Source organism: Streptomyces sp. NPDC001732 (assembly GCF_053596315.1).
Genome location: NZ_JBSFFY010000038.1, coordinates 1 through 18,412, shown reverse-complemented (window position 1 = coordinate 18,412; position 18,412 = coordinate 1). Strand labels below are relative to the sequence as shown.

General features: G+C 70.8%; 18 protein-coding genes and 2 pseudogenes. 8 read left to right on the top strand and 12 right to left on the bottom strand.

Translation table 11 applies throughout. The annotated features are described in order from the left end of the window. Positions 1-65 precede the first annotated feature (65 nt). Genes ACWCXX_RS28230 through ACWCXX_RS28220 form a run of 3 tightly spaced genes read left to right on the top strand, consistent with a single transcriptional unit; the run spans position 66 to position 2,693 of the window. The gene (locus tag ACWCXX_RS28230) at positions 66-1,157 is read left to right on the top strand and encodes an NAD-dependent epimerase/dehydratase family protein (RefSeq protein ID WP_451132007.1); all 1,092 of its coding nucleotides are present in this window, start codon (positions 66-68) and stop codon (positions 1,155-1,157) included. A 58-nt stretch (positions 1,158-1,215) separates the two neighbouring features. Beyond that, positions 1,216-1,710 (top strand): NUDIX domain-containing protein, encoded by a 495-nt coding sequence (locus ACWCXX_RS28225; protein WP_451132005.1) that lies wholly within the window; start codon positions 1,216-1,218, stop codon positions 1,708-1,710. Further along, positions 1,707-2,693: a mevalonate kinase family protein gene (locus tag ACWCXX_RS28220; RefSeq protein WP_451132003.1), complete on the top strand. Its 987-nt coding sequence runs from the start codon at positions 1,707-1,709 to the stop codon at positions 2,691-2,693. The genes ACWCXX_RS28225 and ACWCXX_RS28220 overlap by 4 nt, the downstream gene beginning before the upstream one ends. On the opposite strand, the gene ACWCXX_RS28215 is transcribed toward ACWCXX_RS28220, so the two are convergent. The 4 genes from ACWCXX_RS28215 to ACWCXX_RS28200 all read right to left on the bottom strand — a co-directional run bounded on the left by ACWCXX_RS28215 (position 2,675) and on the right by ACWCXX_RS28200 (position 6,883). Continuing rightward, positions 2,675-3,775, bottom strand: coding sequence for a radical SAM protein (locus tag ACWCXX_RS28215; protein WP_451132001.1), 1,101 nt, complete (start codon positions 3,773-3,775; stop codon positions 2,675-2,677). The genes ACWCXX_RS28220 and ACWCXX_RS28215 overlap by 19 nt on opposite strands. A gap of 66 nt (positions 3,776-3,841) precedes the next feature. After that, positions 3,842-4,699 (bottom strand): carbohydrate ABC transporter permease, encoded by an 858-nt coding sequence (locus ACWCXX_RS28210; protein ID WP_451131999.1) that lies wholly within the window; start codon positions 4,697-4,699, stop codon positions 3,842-3,844. Next, entirely contained in the window at positions 4,696-5,610 is a 915-nt protein-coding gene (locus ACWCXX_RS28205) for a carbohydrate ABC transporter permease (RefSeq protein WP_451131997.1), read from the bottom strand. Before ACWCXX_RS28205 ends, ACWCXX_RS28210 begins: the two co-directional genes overlap by 4 nt. Further along, positions 5,600-6,883: an extracellular solute-binding protein gene (locus tag ACWCXX_RS28200; RefSeq protein ID WP_451131995.1), complete on the bottom strand. Its 1,284-nt coding sequence runs from the start codon at positions 6,881-6,883 to the stop codon at positions 5,600-5,602. Before ACWCXX_RS28200 ends, ACWCXX_RS28205 begins: the two co-directional genes overlap by 11 nt. Before the next feature lie 315 nt (positions 6,884-7,198). On the opposite strand from ACWCXX_RS28200, the gene ACWCXX_RS28195 reads away from it, so the two are divergent. Together ACWCXX_RS28195 and ACWCXX_RS28190 are read left to right on the top strand one after the other, a co-directional pair. Next, a complete protein-coding gene (locus ACWCXX_RS28195; protein ID WP_451131993.1) occupies positions 7,199-8,377 on the top strand; it encodes a serine/threonine protein kinase in 1,179 nt (392 codons plus the stop codon). 15 nt (positions 8,378-8,392) lie between these two features. Then, positions 8,393-9,139, top strand: coding sequence for an HAD family hydrolase (locus ACWCXX_RS28190; protein ID WP_451131991.1), 747 nt, complete (start codon positions 8,393-8,395; stop codon positions 9,137-9,139). Here ACWCXX_RS28190 and ACWCXX_RS28185 read toward each other — a convergent pair. Then, a complete protein-coding gene (locus ACWCXX_RS28185; protein WP_451131989.1) occupies positions 9,069-10,556 on the bottom strand; it encodes a N,N-dimethylformamidase beta subunit family domain-containing protein in 1,488 nt (495 codons plus the stop codon). The two genes, ACWCXX_RS28190 and ACWCXX_RS28185, sit on opposite strands and share 71 nt — an antisense overlap. A gap of 170 nt (positions 10,557-10,726) precedes the next feature. Between ACWCXX_RS28185 and ACWCXX_RS28180 the strand changes: the two genes are divergently transcribed. Continuing rightward, positions 10,727-11,599 (top strand): class I SAM-dependent methyltransferase, encoded by an 873-nt coding sequence (locus ACWCXX_RS28180; RefSeq protein ID WP_451131987.1) that lies wholly within the window; start codon positions 10,727-10,729, stop codon positions 11,597-11,599. After that, a complete protein-coding gene (locus ACWCXX_RS28175) occupies positions 11,596-12,357 on the top strand; it encodes a GNAT family N-acetyltransferase (protein ID WP_451131985.1) in 762 nt (253 codons plus the stop codon). The genes ACWCXX_RS28180 and ACWCXX_RS28175 overlap by 4 nt, the downstream gene beginning before the upstream one ends. Before the next feature lie 10 nt (positions 12,358-12,367). Here the strand turns inward: ACWCXX_RS28175 and ACWCXX_RS28170 are convergent, their stop codons facing one another. The 5 genes from ACWCXX_RS28170 to ACWCXX_RS28150 all read right to left on the bottom strand — a co-directional run bounded on the left by ACWCXX_RS28170 (position 12,368) and on the right by ACWCXX_RS28150 (position 15,734). Further along, the gene (locus tag ACWCXX_RS28170; protein ID WP_451131983.1) at positions 12,368-13,516 is read right to left on the bottom strand and encodes a hypothetical protein; all 1,149 of its coding nucleotides are present in this window, start codon (positions 13,514-13,516) and stop codon (positions 12,368-12,370) included. Positions 13,517-13,601: 85 nt separating this feature from the next. Then, complete coding sequence (locus tag ACWCXX_RS28165) at positions 13,602-13,895, bottom strand: hypothetical protein (protein ID WP_451131981.1); 294 nt, start codon at positions 13,893-13,895, stop codon at positions 13,602-13,604. Between the two features lie 195 nt (positions 13,896-14,090). Beyond that, positions 14,091-15,056: a pirin family protein gene (locus ACWCXX_RS28160; protein ID WP_451131979.1), complete on the bottom strand. Its 966-nt coding sequence runs from the start codon at positions 15,054-15,056 to the stop codon at positions 14,091-14,093. A 63-nt stretch (positions 15,057-15,119) separates the two neighbouring features. Beyond that, positions 15,120-15,599 carry a hypothetical protein gene (locus tag ACWCXX_RS28155; RefSeq protein WP_451131977.1) on the bottom strand — a complete coding sequence of 160 codons (480 nt, stop codon included), beginning with the start codon at positions 15,597-15,599 and terminating at the stop codon, positions 15,120-15,122. A 9-nt stretch (positions 15,600-15,608) separates the two neighbouring features. After that, the gene (locus ACWCXX_RS28150) at positions 15,609-15,734 is read right to left on the bottom strand and encodes a hypothetical protein (RefSeq protein ID WP_451131975.1); all 126 of its coding nucleotides are present in this window, start codon (positions 15,732-15,734) and stop codon (positions 15,609-15,611) included. 225 nt (positions 15,735-15,959) lie between these two features. Here ACWCXX_RS28150 and ACWCXX_RS28145 point away from each other — a divergent pair. Further along, positions 15,960-16,777, top strand: a pseudogene (locus tag ACWCXX_RS28145) (IS5 family transposase). Between the two features lie 237 nt (positions 16,778-17,014). Here ACWCXX_RS28145 and ACWCXX_RS28140 read toward each other — a convergent pair. Beyond that, complete coding sequence (locus tag ACWCXX_RS28140) at positions 17,015-17,638, bottom strand: CBS domain-containing protein (protein WP_451131973.1); 624 nt, start codon at positions 17,636-17,638, stop codon at positions 17,015-17,017. Between the two features lie 535 nt (positions 17,639-18,173). After that, positions 18,174-18,412: pseudogene (locus tag ACWCXX_RS28135) on the bottom strand (hypothetical protein); the annotation flags it as partial.

The following is an 18,412-nucleotide window of genomic DNA, read 5'->3' as shown; positions in this document are numbered from 1 at the left end:
TTGCCTGGCACGCCGGTCCCGTGAACGCGCGTGCACCTCTCCCGACACGCCGAAAAGAGGCTTCCATGCCCGGGTTACCCCACTCGACCGCTGCCGTCGTGGGCACCGAGGAGACCGTCCGTTCCCGGCTCGACAAGCTCCGCGACGCCCGGGTCGTGGTGACCGGTGGCGGTGGTCTCGTCGGCAGCCGGCTGGTCGCACTGCTGCGGAGTGCCGGAGCCGTCGTCACCGTCCTGGACCGGATGGACGCCTATCCCGAGTCCGGCCACGAGACCTTCGGGGTGGCGCGCAGCGGTGCCCGGCTGGTCGTGGGCGACGTCCGCGACGCCGAGGTCGTCGGCAAGCTGCTGCGCGGGGCCGACTTCGTGGTCCACGCGGCCGCCTACGCGGACGTCGCCGCCTGCACCCGGCGCCCCGACACCGCCTTCCGCGCCAATGTGGAGGGCACCCAGGTCGTCCTGGAGCAGGCAGCCCGGTTCCCGGTGCGCCGGCTCGTGCTCGTCTCCTCCGCCTCCGTGTACGGCGACGGCGCGTCCGGCACCGCGGGACCGCAGGTCTTCCACGAGGACCAGCCGCTCTTCCCGGTGTCCGTGTACGCCAACTCCAAGCTGTGGGCGGAGCACCAGACGCGGCTGATGCTCGGCGCCTCCAGCGGCACCGAGTACGCGGTGGTGCGCTACTTCTCCGTGTACGGCGAGCCCCAGATCCCCAAGCCGGGCAGCCACTCCTGGATGGTGCCCTGGCTCTCGCTCCAGGCGCGCCTCGGCCGGCCCATGCGGCTCAACGGCGGCGGGAACCAGGTCCGCGACCTCGTCCATGTGGACGACATCGCCGAGGCCACCGCGCTCGCCCTGATCGAGGAGCAGATGGCCGGGCAGACCGTGAACGTCGGTACGGGCCGGCCCACCTCGGTCCGCGAGGTGGCCGATCTGATCGCCCCGTACTTCCCCGGCGCGCGGCAGATCGTCACTCCGCGCCCCGAGGGGGATCCGCTCGGCGGCTACGCCTGTGTCGAGCGCTCCCGCGAACTCCTGCGCTGGCAGGCCCGCATCGGGGTCCGGGAGGGCGTGGACCGGTACGTGCGGTGGCTGCTGGCGACGCCGGAGGCCACGCCACGCTGGCTGGCCGAGGAGTACGGGGAACCGGAAGGGGCGTGACACGCTGCGCACCGACGGGCCCGCGGGGCGCACGGACGGCGAAGGCGATGCGTACACGATGAGTCACACCGGTTCCTACATCTGGTCGCTGCGCCGGCAGGTCGGCTCCAGGAAGCTGCTGGTGCCCGGCGCGCAGGTGCTCCTGATCGACGCCGACGGCCGCGGGCTGTTCCAGCAGCGCGCGGACAACGGCGTCTGGGAGCTCCCGGCCGGTGCCTGCGAGGAGGACGGCGACTTCGCCGACGCCGCCGTCCGCGAGGTCGCCGAGGAGACCGGCCTGCGGGTGGAGCGGGAGGACCTGGTGGCGTTCGGGACGCTCTCCGATCCCCGGGTGCACACCCTGACGTATCCGAACGGGGACGTGACGCACTGCTTCGCGCTCTGCTTCGTCGCCCGGCGCTGGTCCGGGGTGCTGTCGCCCGGCGCCGACGAGGTGCGCCGGGCCCTGTTCCGGCCGCTCGACGCCCCGCCCCGGCCGCTGCACCCGCCGACGGCCGTGGTGCTGTCCATGTACGAGAGGTTCCGCGTGGAAGGAAGGTTTCAGGCCCGGTGAACCCCACACATCCGATACGCGCGGTGGTGCCCTGTCGGGCCTGTCTGTCCGGTGAGGACCTGGACTGGCTCGGCGGGGGCCGCTCGGTGAGTCTCGCGCTCGCTCTGATGACGACCGTGGAGGTCGGTCCCGGCCCCGCTTCCGACGACGGGGCCGAGGACGGCTGGCAGCGGGAGGTGTGGGCGTTCCTGCGCGCGCGGCTGACCGGGCTGGCCCCGCGTCCGCCCGCCGTCACGGTGCGCAGCCAGGCCCCCTCGGCGAGCGGTCTGTCGTCGTCCACGGCACGGATCGTGGCGCTGTTCCGGGCGTTCGCGGACGCCGCCCTCCCCGGGCGGCGGCTCTCCGACGCCACGATCACGCAGTGGGCGTACGAGTTCGAGTTCGCCGTCTTCCACGGTGGCGGCATGGACCATCTCGCGGTCGTCGAGGGCGGTGCGCTGCTCCTCGACGGCCGCGAGCACGGGCTGCCGTCCGTACGGGACCGGCTGGAGTTCCCCGAGCAGTGGCGGGTGCTCGTCGTGGACTCCGGCACCCGCAAGGACACGGGGCACCACATCCGGGACGTGCGGGCACAGCTGGCTTCCGGCGATCCCGCGCTGACCGCCTACCGGTCCGCGGCCGACGAGGCGTCGGGCCGGGTGTGGGAGGCGTTGCGCGGCCGGGACCTGGCGGCGCTCGGAGCCGCGATGTCCGATGCCCACGCCGCCATGCGGGACCACCAGCGGATGTCGACGCCGCTCCTGGAGGAGCTGCGGGCAATCGCGCTGCGCTCCGCCGGCCTGCCGCTGAAGCTCAGTGGGGCCGGCGGGGGCGGTGCGCTGGTCGGCGTCTGCCCGGCGGACGAGGTGGCGGGGACGGTGGCGCGCCTCGCGCGGGCGCTGCGCGGCTCCCATCCGGGGGCCCGGGTCGTGCCCACCGCGGCGGCCCCGGGGGCCCGGCGGGAGCCGGTGCCGGTGGCGGGAGGTCAGAGGAAGGGGTCGTAGTCCTGGGTGAGCGGGGGTTCGCCGGTTCCGCGGGCGATGCGTTCCAGTTCCAGGTTGGAGCGGTGGCGAGCGCAGTGGAACCGGCAGTCCCGGCTCGGGTCGACGATTCCCCGGCGGTCCGCGTCCTGCCAGATGGTGGCGAGGTCGTCGGTGACGGCGTCGCCGATCTTCGCGAGCGGGTTGCCCCGGTGGTAGGAGCACACGTACACCCCGGAGGGGGTGATGAGGGTGCGGAGTTCGGCGACCCGGCAGCGGTCGTACTCCTTGGGCTGGACGGGGCCGACGCGGCCGCGCAGCGAGGTGAGGGTGGAGGAGTTGACGAGCTGGAAGCTCTCGCTCTCCAGGCGGGCGGCCTCGGCGAGCTGGCGGTCGACGGATTCCAGCATCTCGCCGGGGACCTGCACGACGTGGTGGTCGTCGTCGAACATGGCCTTGGTCTCGAAGTAGTCGCAGCCGATGTCGTGGGCGAGTTCGGCGGCGCGCAGCACCTCGTGGTGGTTGGTGACGGTCCGTCCGTCGGGTTCCCGGCGCGACATCACGAGGAAGGAGTAGCCGAGCGCGCCGGTCTTCTCGGCGGCGAGCAGCCGCATGTTCCCGATGACCTTGTCGAAGACGCTGCGGCCCTTGCGGTCGGGCCGGAACAGGCCGTACGTCCCGGCGGTGCCTGCGTCGACGGAGACCCGGACCCAGGTGGCGTACCGGGCGAGCTCTGCGAGGTTCTGCCGGATCATCGTGCCGTTGGTGACGACTCCGACGGCCAGGCCCGCCTCGCCGAGGATGCGTAAGACCTCGCGGGTGCCGCGGTGGGCGAGGGGTTCCCCGCCGCCTATGAGGACCACCGCCCGTACGGACATGGCGACGAGTTCCTCGGCGAGGGCGGCGAGCCGTTCCGGGGTGAACCGGCCCTGGTTGAGGAGCTTTCCGCTGATGCACTCGGGGCAGGCCAGGTCGCAGAAGGTCGTCGGGTCGAGGTCCACGACGAGCGGGGCGCTGGAGGGTTCGCCGGCGGCTGCCCGGAGGATCCGGGGCCAGCCCGTGGGCTGGTACAGCTTGGAGACGAGATCGAGGCGGTCGTGGGTCACGGAGGTCTCCTCTGCGGGATGTACGGGGGTCGTCGGCGGGTCGTACCGGTCCCGGCCGGGCGTCGCTCAGCCCTTGACCGCTCCGGTGGCCAGCCCCGCGGCGATCTTGCGCTGGACGGCCAGGAAGAAGACGACCACGGGCAGCGCGGTGAGCGTGGCGCCCGCCATCAGCCCGCCGTAGTCGGTGCCGAAGCTGGTCTGGAAGGAGACCAGCCAGATGCTGAGGGTCTGCTTCTGAGGGGTGGACAGCAGGACGTAGACGAGGACGTACTCGTTCCACGCCTGCACCATCGCGAAGACGGAGGTGGCGACGAGGCCGGGGGCGAGCAGCGGCAGGACGACGCGGACGAAGGCGCCGAACCGGCCGCAGCCGTCGACCATCGCCGCTTCTTCGAGCTCCACCGGGATCGCGGCGATGAAGCCGCGCAGCATCCACACGGTGAACGGCAGGGTGAAGACGAGGTAGACGAGGATCACGCCGCCGAGGCTGTCGGTGAGACCGGCGTCGTTGAGCAGCAGGTAGACGGGGATGACGAGGGCGGCGAGCGGGATCATCTGGACGGTGAGGACGGTGACGACGAACGCCTTGCGGCCGGCGAAGCGGAAGCGGGCCAGGGCGAACGCGGCGAGGGTGCCGACCAGGAGGGAGACGAGGACGGTGCCCAGGCCGATGACGGCGCTGGAGCGGACGTTGGCCCAGAAGGTCTCCGTGCGCATCGCGCGGGCGAAGTTGCCGAGGGTGGGGTTGCTCGGCCAGAACTCGGGCGGCAGGCTGAGGATTTCGGTCGCGGGCCGGAACGCGGTGAGGACCATCCAGTAGACGGGGAAGCCGACGACGGCGGCCACGAGGAGGCCGACGAGGTCGTAACGGCGTCGGGAGCGCCGCGCGGCCGCGGCCCTCCGCCCCTGTGGTGCCGGGTTCATTCGGCCTCCCCCAGCCTCAGCATCTGCCGCAGGTACACCACGGCACCGGCGAGCAGCAGGACGACGGTGACCAGGGCGATCGCGGCTCCGGTGCTGTAGCGGTTGACGGCGAACGACTCGATGAAGGAGTAGACGCCGAGCAGGTAGTACTCGCGCTCCGGCTGGCCGCCGCGCATCAGCCAGATCTGGTTGAAGACGCCGAAGTCCCAGATCGCCATCAGGGTGGTGACCATCACGAAGAGGGGTTTGATCGCCGGGAAGGTGACGTACCGGAAGACCTGGAAGGGGCGGGCGCCGTCGATGAGGGCGGCCTCCTCCAGTTCCGGCGGGATCTGGGCGAGCGCCGCGTGCAGGCTGACGGCGGCGAACGGCAGTGCGCCCCAGACGACGACCGCGATGATCACGGCGAAGCCCTGCCAGGGGTCGGTGAACCAGTTGTGCCGGGCGAGGTCGACGCCGGGCAGGGTCGACAGGAGCCAGTTGACGAGGCCGTAGTCCGCGTCGAACAGCCAGCGGAAGATGGCTGCGGCGACCATCACCGGCATCGCCCACACGGCGACGAGCACGCCGGCGAGGACCGCCCGTACCCATGGCGAGGTCCGCCGCATCAGCAGGGCGATCAGCAGGCCGAGCACCATGGTGAGGGTGACGCAGACGGCGGTGAACAGAGCGGTGCGGGCCACCACCGTCCAGAAGAACCCGTCGCCGAGGATCGTCCGGAACTGCGCGAGACCGGCCCAGGGCGGTGCCTCGCCGCTGAACAGCTCCTTGCGGGTCATGTCCTGGAAGGCCAGGGTCACCATGTCGGCCAGCGGGTAGGCCAGGACCACGAGGAGGGCGAGGAGGGCCGGGGCGATCAGCAGGTAGGGCAGATGGGGGCGCGACCTTCGGCCGGGCGGATCAGCGCTCATTGATCACTGCGTCGATCCTGCTGTCCGCCTCGCGCGCGGCGTCCCGCACGGACGCCTTTCCGGTGGCGATGCGCTCCAGCATCTCGGGGAGGACGTTGGACTTCTCCACCGAGGTCCAGCCGGGGGCGAGCGGGGTGACCCAGCCGCGCATGGCGGCCTGGGCGGCCGGGCCGTTGATGCCTCCGGCGGCGACGTCGGCGAGTTGCACGGTGTTGTTCGGGAGGGTGTTGGCGTCGATCAGCTGCCGTTGCGACTCGCGGTCGGTGAAGATGCGGATCCAGTCGGCGGCCAGGTCCTGGTTCCGCGACTTGGCGGGCACGGCCAGGGTGGAGCCGCCGAGGAACGGCGGGAGCAGCTGCCCGGAGGGGCCGGGGAAGGCGAAGGTGGCGAACTTGCCCTTGAGGTCCGGGTCGCCCCCGGAGCGGGGGTCGGCGGCGGCCTGGGCCTCCCAGGTGTTGCCGTAGAAGACGCCGACCCTGCCCTGTCCGACGACGCCCGGCTGGTCGCCGTTGTCCTTCGCCCGGTCGCCGACGTAGTAGTCGTCCAGGAGCTTCTTCCAGGTGGTGAGTCCGGTGACGGACTTCGGCGAGGAGAGAGCGCCCTGCCAGCGGCCGTTCTTCTCCACCGCCATCTCGCCGCCCGCGTCCTTGACGAAGCCCATGGCTGCGGACCAGTAGCGGCCGGGCATGTAGAAGGCCGAGAAGCCGGGGTCCTGGGCACCGTACTTCTTCTTGAGCCGGTCGAGGGCGGAGATCAGCTCGGGGTAGGTGCGCGGGGCGCGGGTGATCCCGGTGTCCTTGAAGTAGTCGGTGCGGTAGACGCCGACGCGTGCTCCGGCGTAGTACGGCACGCAGTACGTCTCGCCGTCGAGGCGGCAGGCGTCGGCGAGGGCGGGCAGCCACTGCCCGGACCGGTCGAAGGTCTTCGGGTCCAGTGGTGCGAAGGCGCCGTTGACGAGGTAGTTGGTGGTTTCGCTGTTTCCCATCTCGACCACGTCGGGCACGTTCCGGCCCGCGAGGACGGCGTCGAGTTTCTGGTTCTTCGTCGTCCACTGCTGGTACTGGACCTCGACCTTCACACCCGGGTGCTGCTCGGCGAACCGGGCGTTGGCGGAGGCGACCATCTCCGGCCAGCTCTCGCGGGCGTCCACGGTGAGCCACACCGTCAGATCGCCGCCCGCCCGTCCGCCCCCGTCCCCCGAACTGCACCCCACCACCGTGAGCAGCAACAGGGCTCCCAGAATCCCGGATCGGCGGGGCAGACGCAGTGTCATGGATTCCTCCGTGCGGGATTCGTCGAGACGTGCGGGACTTCGGCGACGGTCTTCTCACTACCCCGTGCGTCACTGCTCTCCGCCGTGACACGGAGTTTCGGCCGGAAGACGGCGTTGCGCTTTCCACAAAGGGCCCAGCGTTCCCTCGTTGTGCTGCGCCGATGCCGTCCGGTACCGAAAAGGGGTGGGGCCGTACTCGGGCCACATTGACGCGAATGGCACGGTGGGTAGCCGCGTCGCTCTTGACGGTGACGGCATGGTGCCCGCAGTTTGGGCCCCTGCGGCACTCCACGACCCCGATCGAAGGGCTTGTACGTGACCGAGCAGAGCACCCCCGCGTCCGACACCTCCGCCCCCGCCGGCTCCGAGCGTCCCGTGCGGGTCAATGCCTGGAACGGGTGGGACCCGCTGCGGCATGTGATCGTCGGCCGCGCGGAGGGCACCGTGGTGCAGGCCCCCGAGCACGCGGTGCGCCGCGACTATCCCGACGACGGTTTCCCGTTGGGGACGTACGGTCCCATGCCCGCGGACATGGTGGCCGAGGCCGAGCAGCAGCTCGACGACTTCGCGGCCATGCTGCGGCGGCGCGGCATCCGTGTGGACCGCCCCACCCCGATCGACTTCACCCGGGACGTGTCCACGCCGGAGTGGACGCACGACTCGATGTTCGGCTGCATGCCGCCCCGGGACCTGCTGCTCACGGTCGGCAACGAGGTCCTCGAAGCGACCATGTCGTACCGCAGCCGCTGGTTCGAGTACCTGTGCTACCGCCCGGTGCTGCAGAACCTGTTCGACTCCGACGAGCGGATGCGCTGGGAGGCCGCGCCCAAGCCGCGGCTCACCGACGCCTCGTACAAGACCGGGTTCTGGGACACGTACAACGACCTGTCGACCGAGGAGCAGTTGGCCCGGGTCCGCGACTACGACCTGGTGCTCACCGAGGCGGAGCCGCTCTTCGACGCCGCGGACGTGGCACGGTTCGGCAAGGACCTCTTCGTGCAGCTGTCGTTCGTCACCAACAGGAGCGGCCACGAGTGGCTGCGCCGCCACTTCCCCGACCACCGGGTGCACGCGGTGACCTCGACCAACACGCATCCGCTGCACATCGACGCGACCTGGGTGCCGCTGCGGCCCGGTCTCGTGCTGCACTGCGGGGAACGGCTCGCGGACGCCGAGCTGATGGAGTTCTTCAAGCTCAACGACTGGGAGATCGTGGAGGCCGTGCAGCCGGCCAGCTGGGACCATCCGCCGAAGCTGTCCTTCTGCAGTCCGTGGCTCGCCGGGAACATGCTGAACCTCGACGCGAACACACTGTGCGTGGAGGAGAAGGAGGTGCGGCTCGCCGAGCAGTTGTCCTCGTACGGGTTCGAGATCGTGCCGGTGCCGTTCCGGGCGGTCGGGCCGTTCGGCGGCGGGCTGCACTGCGCGACCGTCGACATCGAGCGGGAGGGCACCCTGGAGGACTACTTCCCGCGCCGGTACGGCCGGTTCTAGGCGGATTCCGTGGTGGTGACGGACAGGAGCCGGGCGGTCGTCCTCGACTTCTACGGGACGCTCGTACGGATGGTGGAGCCGTTGCCGCCGGACCACCGCGGCATCTTCGCCCGCCGGGGCCTGGCGGCGCAGGGCGAACTCTGGGGCGACCAGTGGTCGGTGGGTCCCGGCGAGGGCGAGGAGCACGCGGCGCACTCGGCCGACGAGGCGACGTACGTGGCGTGGGAACGGGACCGGTTGCGGCGCCGGGCACGGGCCTGTGGCGTGCCGGAGGCCGAACTCGACGGTCTGGTCGCCGAGCTCGACCGGGCGATGAAGGCGGTCCGGCTCGAACTCTATCCGGACGTGCCCGGGGTGCTCGCGGCGCTGCGGGAGCGGGGCCTGCTGATCGGGGTGTGCTCCAACTGGTTCTGGAACCTGGAGGACTGTGTCGCCGCGGTGGGGATCGGCGGGGCCGTGGACGTGGTGGTGGGTTCCGCACGGGCGGGGGCCCGCAAACCGCATCCGCTGATCTACCGCACGCTGGTCGAGCGTTGTGCGCTGCCGGCGGACCGGGTGCTGTTCGTCGGGGACATGTGGGTGCCCGACGTGCTCGGTCCGCTGGCGGCGGGGATGCGGGCGGTGCATCTGTGGCGGCCCGACCGGGCGGTGGACGGGGTCGCGCCGCCCCTGCCGGAGGGGGTGGCGCGGATCAGCGGTCTGCGCGAGCTCGTCCGGGCAGCGGACCTCGGTGGCGGAGGCGGTCGAGGAGGTTGCGGGTGACGCGGACGACAGCCGGGTCCTGTTCGTGTCCGCAGACCACGGGCCAGTCGGTGGTGCCGGCGGTGAAGACGGTGCCGCCCGCGGTGTAGAGGCCCATGGTGGCGGCGCGGGGACTGCTGATGGTCGATTCGCGCACGGGGCCGTTCCAGTGGCCCCACTTGAAATGATGGAAATCCTCGTGCACCGGTTCGAGGACGTGAATTCCGAGAATGAGGAAGGATTCCGGGGTTCCGTCCTCTCCAGTGGCACGGGCGATTCCGTCCGTGTCGTAGGAGAAGGCGGCGCCGTCGCACTCGTATCCGATGAGGGGTGTACCGGCCCCCAACCGGTCTGGCGTTCCCCCATCCGATCCGTCGCGCAATCCGGTGCCTTCATAGATCCAGTGGTCGGCGTGCTGCACGGTGTATCCGAAACGGGGACGGTCGCCGGGCCATTCGGTGGCGGGCCACATTCCGCCGTTTCGGAAACTCACTCCGGTGAGGGTGTTCTCCGGCCTGCCGACCCCCTCGGGCGCGGGGGCCCACCACTGGTCGGTGGCGGGCAGGTGGGGATATTCCTCTCCGACGTGGTGATCGGTGTCGGAGACGAAAGCGGTGTTCCCGTCCGTCGGGTGCACCCGCCACCAGCAGGTGTTGGCGCTGAGAAAGGCGATGTTCCCGCCGTCGTCCACGAATCGTTCCGCGTGGGTGCGCATCGCGGCGCTCCAGTATTCGTCGTGGCCGACGCTCAGGAGCAGGTCGTACGGGGCGAGCAGGCCCGGGTCCTCGTGCAGGTCGAGGTCGGTGCAGTACTCGACGGGGTAGCCGTGGCGTTCCAGCCAGGCGATGAAGGGCGCGTCCCAGTAGGCGAGGTCGACGACGCCTCCGGGGCGGTGGAGGCTGACCTTGTGGCCTCGGGGTTCGTCGCCGTCCCCGGCCCGGTGGACGGGGTGGTCGTAGAGGCTGACGGCACGTTCCAGGCCGGGCCGGTCGGAACGGTTGTAGGCGTGCCGGGTGAAGGTGGACTTCTTGTAGAGGATGCGGGAGCGGCTGCCGGGGACGCGGGGGCGTACGACGAAGAACTCCCGCGCGTGCCCCTCCAGATGCTCCGCGTCGAGGAGCGGAGGGTTCCCGGGGCGGTCGGGGCCGCATTCGACGAATTCGACCAGATGGATTCCCGGCTGCCAGTCCTGCGGTACGGGAAGGGTGAGCGGCGGCCAGTTCCAGTCGTCGGCGGGTGATGCGCGGCCGGGTAATCCGTCGGGATGACCGGGCGGCGTGTGCTGTGTTCCGGGATACTCCTCGGATTCTCCGACGGGTATGAGTTCTCTGCCGAGCCGGTAGAAACGAAGACGGAACCGGGGGGCGTCGGTGGAGAGATGGAGCGTCACTTCCCCGCCGACGGTGACACTTTCACGTCCGAGATATCCCTCAATCATGCCGCTCATGCTAGGCAGCCGCCGTACGGACGACAACGGCGCCGCCAACCGGCCATTCGATCCGCCTTTTTCAGACATGGCGGGCGGGCCGGGAATTTCCATACCCTCTTCTGGGTAGGGCGGGATCCGGAAAAGAGAACGGCCCGTCCGTCGACCGGTGAGGGGCTCGCATGAGCGATGAATTCCGCGGTGAATTCCGTGTACGGGAACTGGTACTGGGGATCGAGGGGCTCGCGCTGTTGCGCCACGCCGTGGACGGTGACGAGGCGTTCCTCCGGGAGCGGGTGGCCGAAATCCGCCGCTTCGCCCTCGACGAGGAGAAACTTCCGGACGGCGGGGCCCTCGTCAGCGAGCTCGATCCGGCGGCGGGCTACGCGTCCTGGTCGGCGGTGTACGACTCGTTGCCCAGTTCGTACATCGAGGTGGAGGAGCCGGTCGTCCACACGATCCTCGACGGCCTCGAACCGGGAGTGGCGCTCGACGCCGCCTGCGGCACCGGTCGGCAGACCCGGGCGCTGGCCGCTCGGGGGCACCGCGTCATCGGTGTCGACCAGTCGCCGCACATGATCGCGAAGGCCCGCGAGCACGCCCCGGGCGCCGAGTTCCGCGCGGGGCACCTGGAACGGCTGCCGCTCGACGACGACTCCGTCGACCTCGCCGTCTGTTCGCTGGCCATGACGCACCTTGCGGACCTCGCCCCCGGCATGGCGGAGCTGGCCCGGGTGGTCCGGCCGGGCGGCCGGATCGTGGTCTCGGACCTGCACCCGTTCGTGATCGCGCTCCAGGGCCAGTGTCTCTTCGTGCACGGCTCCGAGGAACTGGCCTTCGTCCGCAACCACGTCCATCTGCCGAGCCACTACCTGGACGCGTTCGGCCGGGCGGGACTGCGGGTGCGCGGCTGCCACGAGCCGCTGTTCAACGGGCGTCTGGCGCCCGGTGGTTACGAGGAGTTCGTCGCGGACGCGGCCCGCGCCGCCTGGGACGGTCTCCCGATCGTCGTCGTCTGGGACGTCGAGGTCCCGGGCGGCGGGGAGGCGCCGTGACCCTGGTACTGGTACGTCACTCGGAACGGCCCGAGCTGTGGGACCGCATCCCCGAGCGGTTCGCCGGTGTGGTGCCCGAGTACAACCTGCACGGGGACATCAACGGCGACTACTGGAACCGGTTGTTCGACGACTTCCCGGAGTTCCAGTTCGTCCTGTACGACGACGAGCACGACGTGATCGCCGGTGCCGGCCGCTCGCTGCCCCGCACCTGGGACGGCACCGCGGCGGACCTCGGCCCGGGGCTGGACGACTCGATCGCGCGGGCCTTCGCGGACCGCGACGCCGGGCGCGCCCCGGACGCCCTGTGCGCGCTGGGCATCGAGGTCGCCGAGGACCACCAGGGCCGGGGGCTGTCCAAGGTGCTGCTCGACGCGATGGCGGACACGGCCCGGCGCGCCGGGCTCCCGACGGTCCTGGTGCCGGTGCGTCCCACCTGGAAGGAACGGTATCCGCTGGTGCCGATCGAGCGGTACGCGGCGTGGACCCGGGACGACGGCACCCCGTTCGACCCGTGGATCCGGACCCAGGTGGGCGCGGGCGGCACCCTCGCGGGGGCGTCCGAGCGTTCCTCGCGGATCACCGGGACGGTCGCCGAGTGGGAGGGCTGGACGGGCCTGGCCTTCCCGGAGGACGGGGAGTACGTCTTCCCCGGCGGTCTCGCGCCGCTCCGTGTCGACCGGGCGCGGGACCTGGCCGCGTACTGGGAGCCGGGGGTGTGGATCACGCACCGCGCCGGGAGCCGGCGCGCCGGTTAGGGAGTGTCCGTCAGGGCGTGGCCGGAAGGCCGGCGCGCGGTGCGGGCTCCTCCTGGGCGAGGCCTTCTCCCGCGCGGACGGCGGTCCACGCCAACGCGGTCATCGCACGGACCTCGTCCGGGCCCGCCTCGGGGCGGCGTTCGGGCGGGAGTCCGGCGGGGCCCGCGGTGGCGACGGCGGAGTGCCGCAGCCGGTCGAGCGCGTCCGCGGGCACACCGTCCGGCAGTGGTCCCAGACGGCGGGAGGCACCGGCCGCCTGCCGTCCGAGCAGCAGACAGTGGGTCCACAGCTCCTGTGCGAACGCGTCGCCGAAGGTCCGGGCCACCTCCGCCGCGAGGTCCTGCGGCAGATGTGCGGCCCGCGCCGCACGGACCGTGTCCTCCGTGAGACCGGTCGCGGGCAGGGCGTCGCGCCAGCGGTGGTGGCCGCGCCCGCCGTCGGCGCCGTGCTCCTGTCCGACGAGCCGGACGTAGCCCTCGCCGTACCGCATGTACGGGATCCAGCCCGGTTCCTCCAGGACGCGGCCCCGGGCCAGCAGGGGGGCGGCGTCGGCCGCGGAGGTGGGGCAGACGGCGAGGCGGATGCCCTGGGCCGCGTGGCCGTTGATGCTGCTCGTGCCGATGTGCTCGACGATGTTCGGTACCGCGAGCAGGCTCATCCGGCCGCGTCCGCGGAAGAAGAGGGAGAGCAGTTCGTCGTCGTGGCGTTCGGCGCTGTCGCGGGCGTACGCGCGGAAGGCGACGGCGGTGTCGGCCGGCAGGCAGACGCCCAGGGACGGCGTGAACTCGTCGGGCACGGCCCGCACCCAGCCGGCACCGGCGAGGGCGGCGAGCCGGGAGGCGGCGCCGTTGCGGGCGTGCCAGTTGGTGTAGAAGACCAGCGCCTCGTCGGGGAACCGGGCGGCGGCACTGCCGACGATCTCCAGGAGTTCGGCGGGGGCGTCGACGTCGTCCTGGACGACGAGGTGGTGGCTTGCCCCGGGGGCCGCGGCCGACCAGGCGACCAGCGCGGTGCGCAGCGCGGAGGGAGGCCCCTGCGGATCGGGGTCGAGCGCGAGGCCGTCGAGCCGCAACCGGGCGGCGAGGTCCTGGGCCTGGGCGAGGCGCACGGGGTGCGTCATGACGGCCGAACTGATGTGGAACTTGGTCACCTTGGTCACACGGAGCTCCTCGGCAGGGGTGGTCGCCGGTCATGGTCGCAGAGCGCGGGAGGCCGGAGCCGGGTGTGCCGGGAGTTTGGCCGGATCAGTGGCGGTGGCGGGTGCCCCCGTGGGAGCGGGCGAGAGGTTCGCCGTCGGTGGAACAACGCACGGCCCGATGGTGGCGGGGTCCGGAGGCGGTGGCGTCGTCGGGGGCGTCCGTGGTGCCGCGGCGGCGCAGGAGCAGGGCCGCGCCGACGAGCCAGCCCAGGCCGATGACGACGTCGGCGTACACGACGGCGGCGAACGGCAGGGTGGTGGCGCCGTGCACGGCCGCCACGCCGAGGGCCGCCAGGCCCGTCCCGGTCGCGAGCAGCAGGTATCGCAGGAGTCGCCGCACCGGGGGCACCTCTCGTCCGTCACACCGCTTCCGAGCAGTGAACGACAGTGCGTCGCATCCTGTGACGACTCATTCCGGTCACACTGTTTCCGCCACCCGGACCGCCGGACGCGCCCGGGTGCGCCCTCCCCCCGTCACCCCGTCACATCCGGTTCCGGGGCACGGACCGCGCCCCGCCCCGCCCGTCGTCCCGGGTCAGCGCGTTCTCCCCCGGGCCTTCAGGTGGGTGGCCGGGACCTCGGGGGCGGCCAGGCGGTCGCCGTCGTAGCCCTTCACCTCGCCGAAGCGGGTGCTCGTCATCCAGTCCTCGCGGGCCCGACGGATCTCCTCGTCCGTACGGCCGATGAAGTTCCACCACATGACGACCTCCTCCTCGAAGGGCTCGCCGCCCAGGAGCACGAGACCCGCTTCGGTGTCCGCGCGCAGGGGGAGGTCGGTGCGTCCGCAGCCGAGGTAGAGCATGGAGCCGGGCAGCACGGGCACGCCGTCGACCTCGGCCTGTCCGGACATCGAGAGCACCGCGTACTCGAAGTCCGGGTCGAGCGGCAGTCGTGCCTCGGCACCGGCGGTCAGGGCCAGGTCGGCGCCGACGATCGGGGTGTAGACGGTGCCGGGCGAGGCGGCTCCGTCGAGTTCGCCCAGGATCAGGGTGGCGGTGAGGCCGGGGGCGGTGACTGTCGGCAGGTCGGTGTGGTGCTGGAAGTGGGGCTCGACGTGACGGTGGGCCGCGGGGAGCGCCACCCAGAGCTGGGCCCCGTGCAGAAACCTCGCGTGGGCCTTCGGGCTCTCCTCGGAGTGGCTGATGGCCCGGCCCGAGGTCATCAGTCCGAGTTCGCGTGGACGGATCGTCCGGAGGCTGCCGAGGCTGTCCCGGTGCAGGACCTCGCCGTCGTGCAGCCAGCTGACCGTCTGCAGGCCCATGTGGGGGTGGGGCGGCACCTGCATCCCGGGTTCGTCGGCGATGTCGTCGGGGCCGTAGTGGTCGACGAAGGCCCAGGCCCCGACCATCCGGCGGCCCAGGTTGGGGAGCAGCCTGCGAACCTCGGTGGACTCCCCCAGCCGGACGCGGCGAGGGCTGAGGAGTTCGCGTACGGGCTCGGCGACGACGAAGCCCCGTCCTCCGCAGACGGAGAGTGCGGCCTGGCGATCGAGATTACTCATGGCGATGAATCTACATCTCGGGTAACACCTGCCCTGACCTGGCCTGGTACGCGAATCGAGTGATCAACTGGGAGAGGACTGGGAAACGGCGGCAGCCATACATCCCCCTCCCCCACGAACTTCTCCCAACGCTCCTGCAACGATTCTGCGATCCGTGATTCCATCGCTGGTGTCACGTTTCGCGTACACGCCTTCCACTCCCCCGAGCTCGTGTCCCGTGCGAGTCTCAACCGCCACCCGCGGGTGCCCGTCCTCGTCGAGCCACTCCCTGTGGCCGTGCCTCAGGAGATAGATCCGTTTCTTCGCCATTTCCGGCACCGCAGGGATCTCCGGCCGTGCATACTGCCCCTTGCGTGCCGGACTCCCGTCCCGGATCGGATACCAATACGTCTGCTCGAATTGCGTTCCGAGCAGCGGCCCCCCGCTGTACGCCCGGAACACCCACTGAGCATCATGCGACGCCAGCAGTGCCGTGTGCATCTCAATCTCATGCAGAAACGGCGGCCCCACCAACGTCCGCCACGATCCGTATTTCGGCTCCACCAGCGTTCGTTACCCATCAACCCACTGGTGCTGGTACGCGTTGGCCGCGAGCCGATGGAGCGTGATCATCTCCATGGGGCGCTTCGGCACACGTATCTTCTTCTTGTACTTGCCGCGGCCTCGTTTCTCTTTCACGACTGGTGACGTCGTGCGGAGGTGGTAGCGAGTCACCGAGTCATCCATCATGGCACCGAAGACCATGAGAATTTCTATGACGTATCTGTCCGAAATCTCTCCGTTGTCGGCGGACGCGCGCAGGGCTCTCTTCCACGCTTCGTACTCGAATGCAGTGATGTCGCCGACAGCCCGGCTTCCCCAATAAGACCGTGTCCTATGTGGTGATCGCTCGTTGGGCTGTTCATGGGGCGGGATACGTGGAGTTGGATTGTTCCGGACGGGCTGTGGGAGATCGCGAAGCCGTTGATCCCGCCGTCGAGGGTGCGTCCGCAGGGCGGCGGGACGCAGGACACGCCTGATGAGACACTGTTCGCCGCGATCGTCTACGTGCTGGTGAGCGGGTGTGCGTGGCGGGCTCTGCCGCCGTGCTTCGGGATCTCGAAATCGACTGCGCACCGGCGCTTCGTCATCTGGTCCAGGGCCGGTGTCTGGGGCCGGCTGCACGAGGCGGTGCTCGACCGTATCGACGAGTGCGGCCTGCTCGACGTGACCCGCGTGGTCCTCGACTCCGCCCAGGTACGGGCCGAAGAAGGGGCGTACTCACAGGCCCCAGCCCCGTGGACCGGGGTAAGCCGGGTTCCAGGATGCACATCCTGTCGGACGCGAACGGACTGCCCCTCGTCGTCGGCATCTCCGCCGCCAACACCCACGACAGCCAGGGCCTGAAGCCCATGGTGGCCGGTCTCCAATCGAGACACGACCCCCACCGCGGCTGGCACTACAAACCCCGCAAGCTCCACGCCGACAAGGCGTACAACCTCCCCGACCTGCGGAAATGACTCCGCGGAAAACGGATCGGCGTCCGCAGCGCCCGCAAGGGAATCGAATCCAGCGAACGGCTCGGCCGCCACAGACGGGTCATCGAGCGCACGAGGTCGTGGCTGACCGGCTACCGCCGACTCAACCACCGCTACGAACGCCACCCCCGCAACCACCTGGCCTTCCTCGGCCTCGCCGCCCCCCTCTGCTGCTACAAACGACTCCTCCGACTCACCACATAGGACACGGTCTTATCGCCCACGGTCTGCTGCACCGGGCGCACTGCCCAGGGATCACGGTCCTTTGTGCAAACCCCGTCGTGACGAACGCTTCGGCAAGGAAGGGGGAAGCCGGGCAGGAGCTCCGTGCCGACCGGGCCGGGGTGGCGCGAGGTGTTCCCCCGCCACGTGGGTACCACGCCGGTCCGACCGCGTCGTCTCGTTGATGACCCTTTCCCTGAAACCGCTCTCCCGGAAACTTCAGGCAAGATCCATACGGACGTCCACGACGCCTTCGACCGCGCGAATGGCCCGGACCAGAAGCGGTACCAGGGAACGGTCCCGGAGAGCCCCTTGGACGGTGACAACACCGTCCAGCACGGTGAACTCCACCTGCTCCGGAGGAGAGAGTCCAGCGACGACGGCGGACCTGATCTCCTCGCCGATCTCCTCGTCCGGGCGCAGGAACACCTTCAGCAGGTCGCTGCGGCTCACGACACCCTCCAACATGCAGAGACTGTTCACGACGGGCAGTCGTTTCACCCGTCTGCGAGCCATGATGCGGGCGGCCTCGGCGAGCGTGGCGTCGGGGTGGACGGTGACGGCCGGACTGGACATCAGGTCCCCGGCCAGTACGGCGTCGGCCTTGGACGCCTCCTCGACCGGGCCGGGCAGCTCCGGGGCGTTCTGCCGGAACCCCTCCTTCGGCAGCAGGTCCGCCTCGGAGACGACCCCGACGACGCGGCCCTCGCCTTCGAGGACCGGCACGGCGCTGACTTTCCACTGGTGCATCAGCTCGACGATCTCCTTGTACGAGGCCTCTCGGCCGATGGCCACGGCCGTGTGGGTCATGACATCGCTGACGGTGTACGGGGACGCAGCCATGGGATGCTCCGCAAGTTGTCGGGCGGCCCGGAAGGGCGTGACTCCCGGGTGGTGGCACGACGGCGTACCCATACACGGATCCGCCACTGCCATGAGAAGTGTGGAGACCGGGCCCGGGGCTCTCTGCGACTGCCGGGGACGCGGGTGCCCGGCATGACGGGGCCTGAGCACAGGACCCGGAAGCAGTCCACGTGCTCTCCCGCTCGGAAGGGACGGCCCCCGTGGGCGGAATCGGTTTCCTGCCCGGTCCCCCTCGGGCGGGCACGGTACTGGGCAGGCGGGGTTGCCGTGATGCGAGTCGGAGAACCGCTCATCGGTGGCCTCCTTTGTGGTCTCCGGTGTCAGCATCGCCGGGCAGCCGGTTCACGGGCACGGGTCGTCCGGCCCTCGCCGCAGGTCCGTCCGGCCCCGGGCGGGCTCTGCGATCCCGGAACACCTGGCGGCCCTGCCGGCCGGGTCGCTCCCTGCGCCCGAGCGCAGGACCGGACCGCCGCCCTGTCCCTCCACCATCGCCTCCGGCGCCCCGCGGGCCAACCGGACGCCGGGGCGGCTCGATCACCGGCGGAGCGACCGTCTCGTACGGCACGCTCGACAGGAGGTGGGCGATCATGCTCAGCCGGGCCCTGCGCTTGTCGTCGCTCTCGACGACGTACCACGGGGCCTCCGAGATGTCGGTGCGCAGGACCACTTCCCCCGGGGCCGGAAGGTGCTCGACGTAGCGCTGGAAATACCACTGGCCGCGCTCGCGCTCGGTGGGCCGCGGGAGCGCGACGA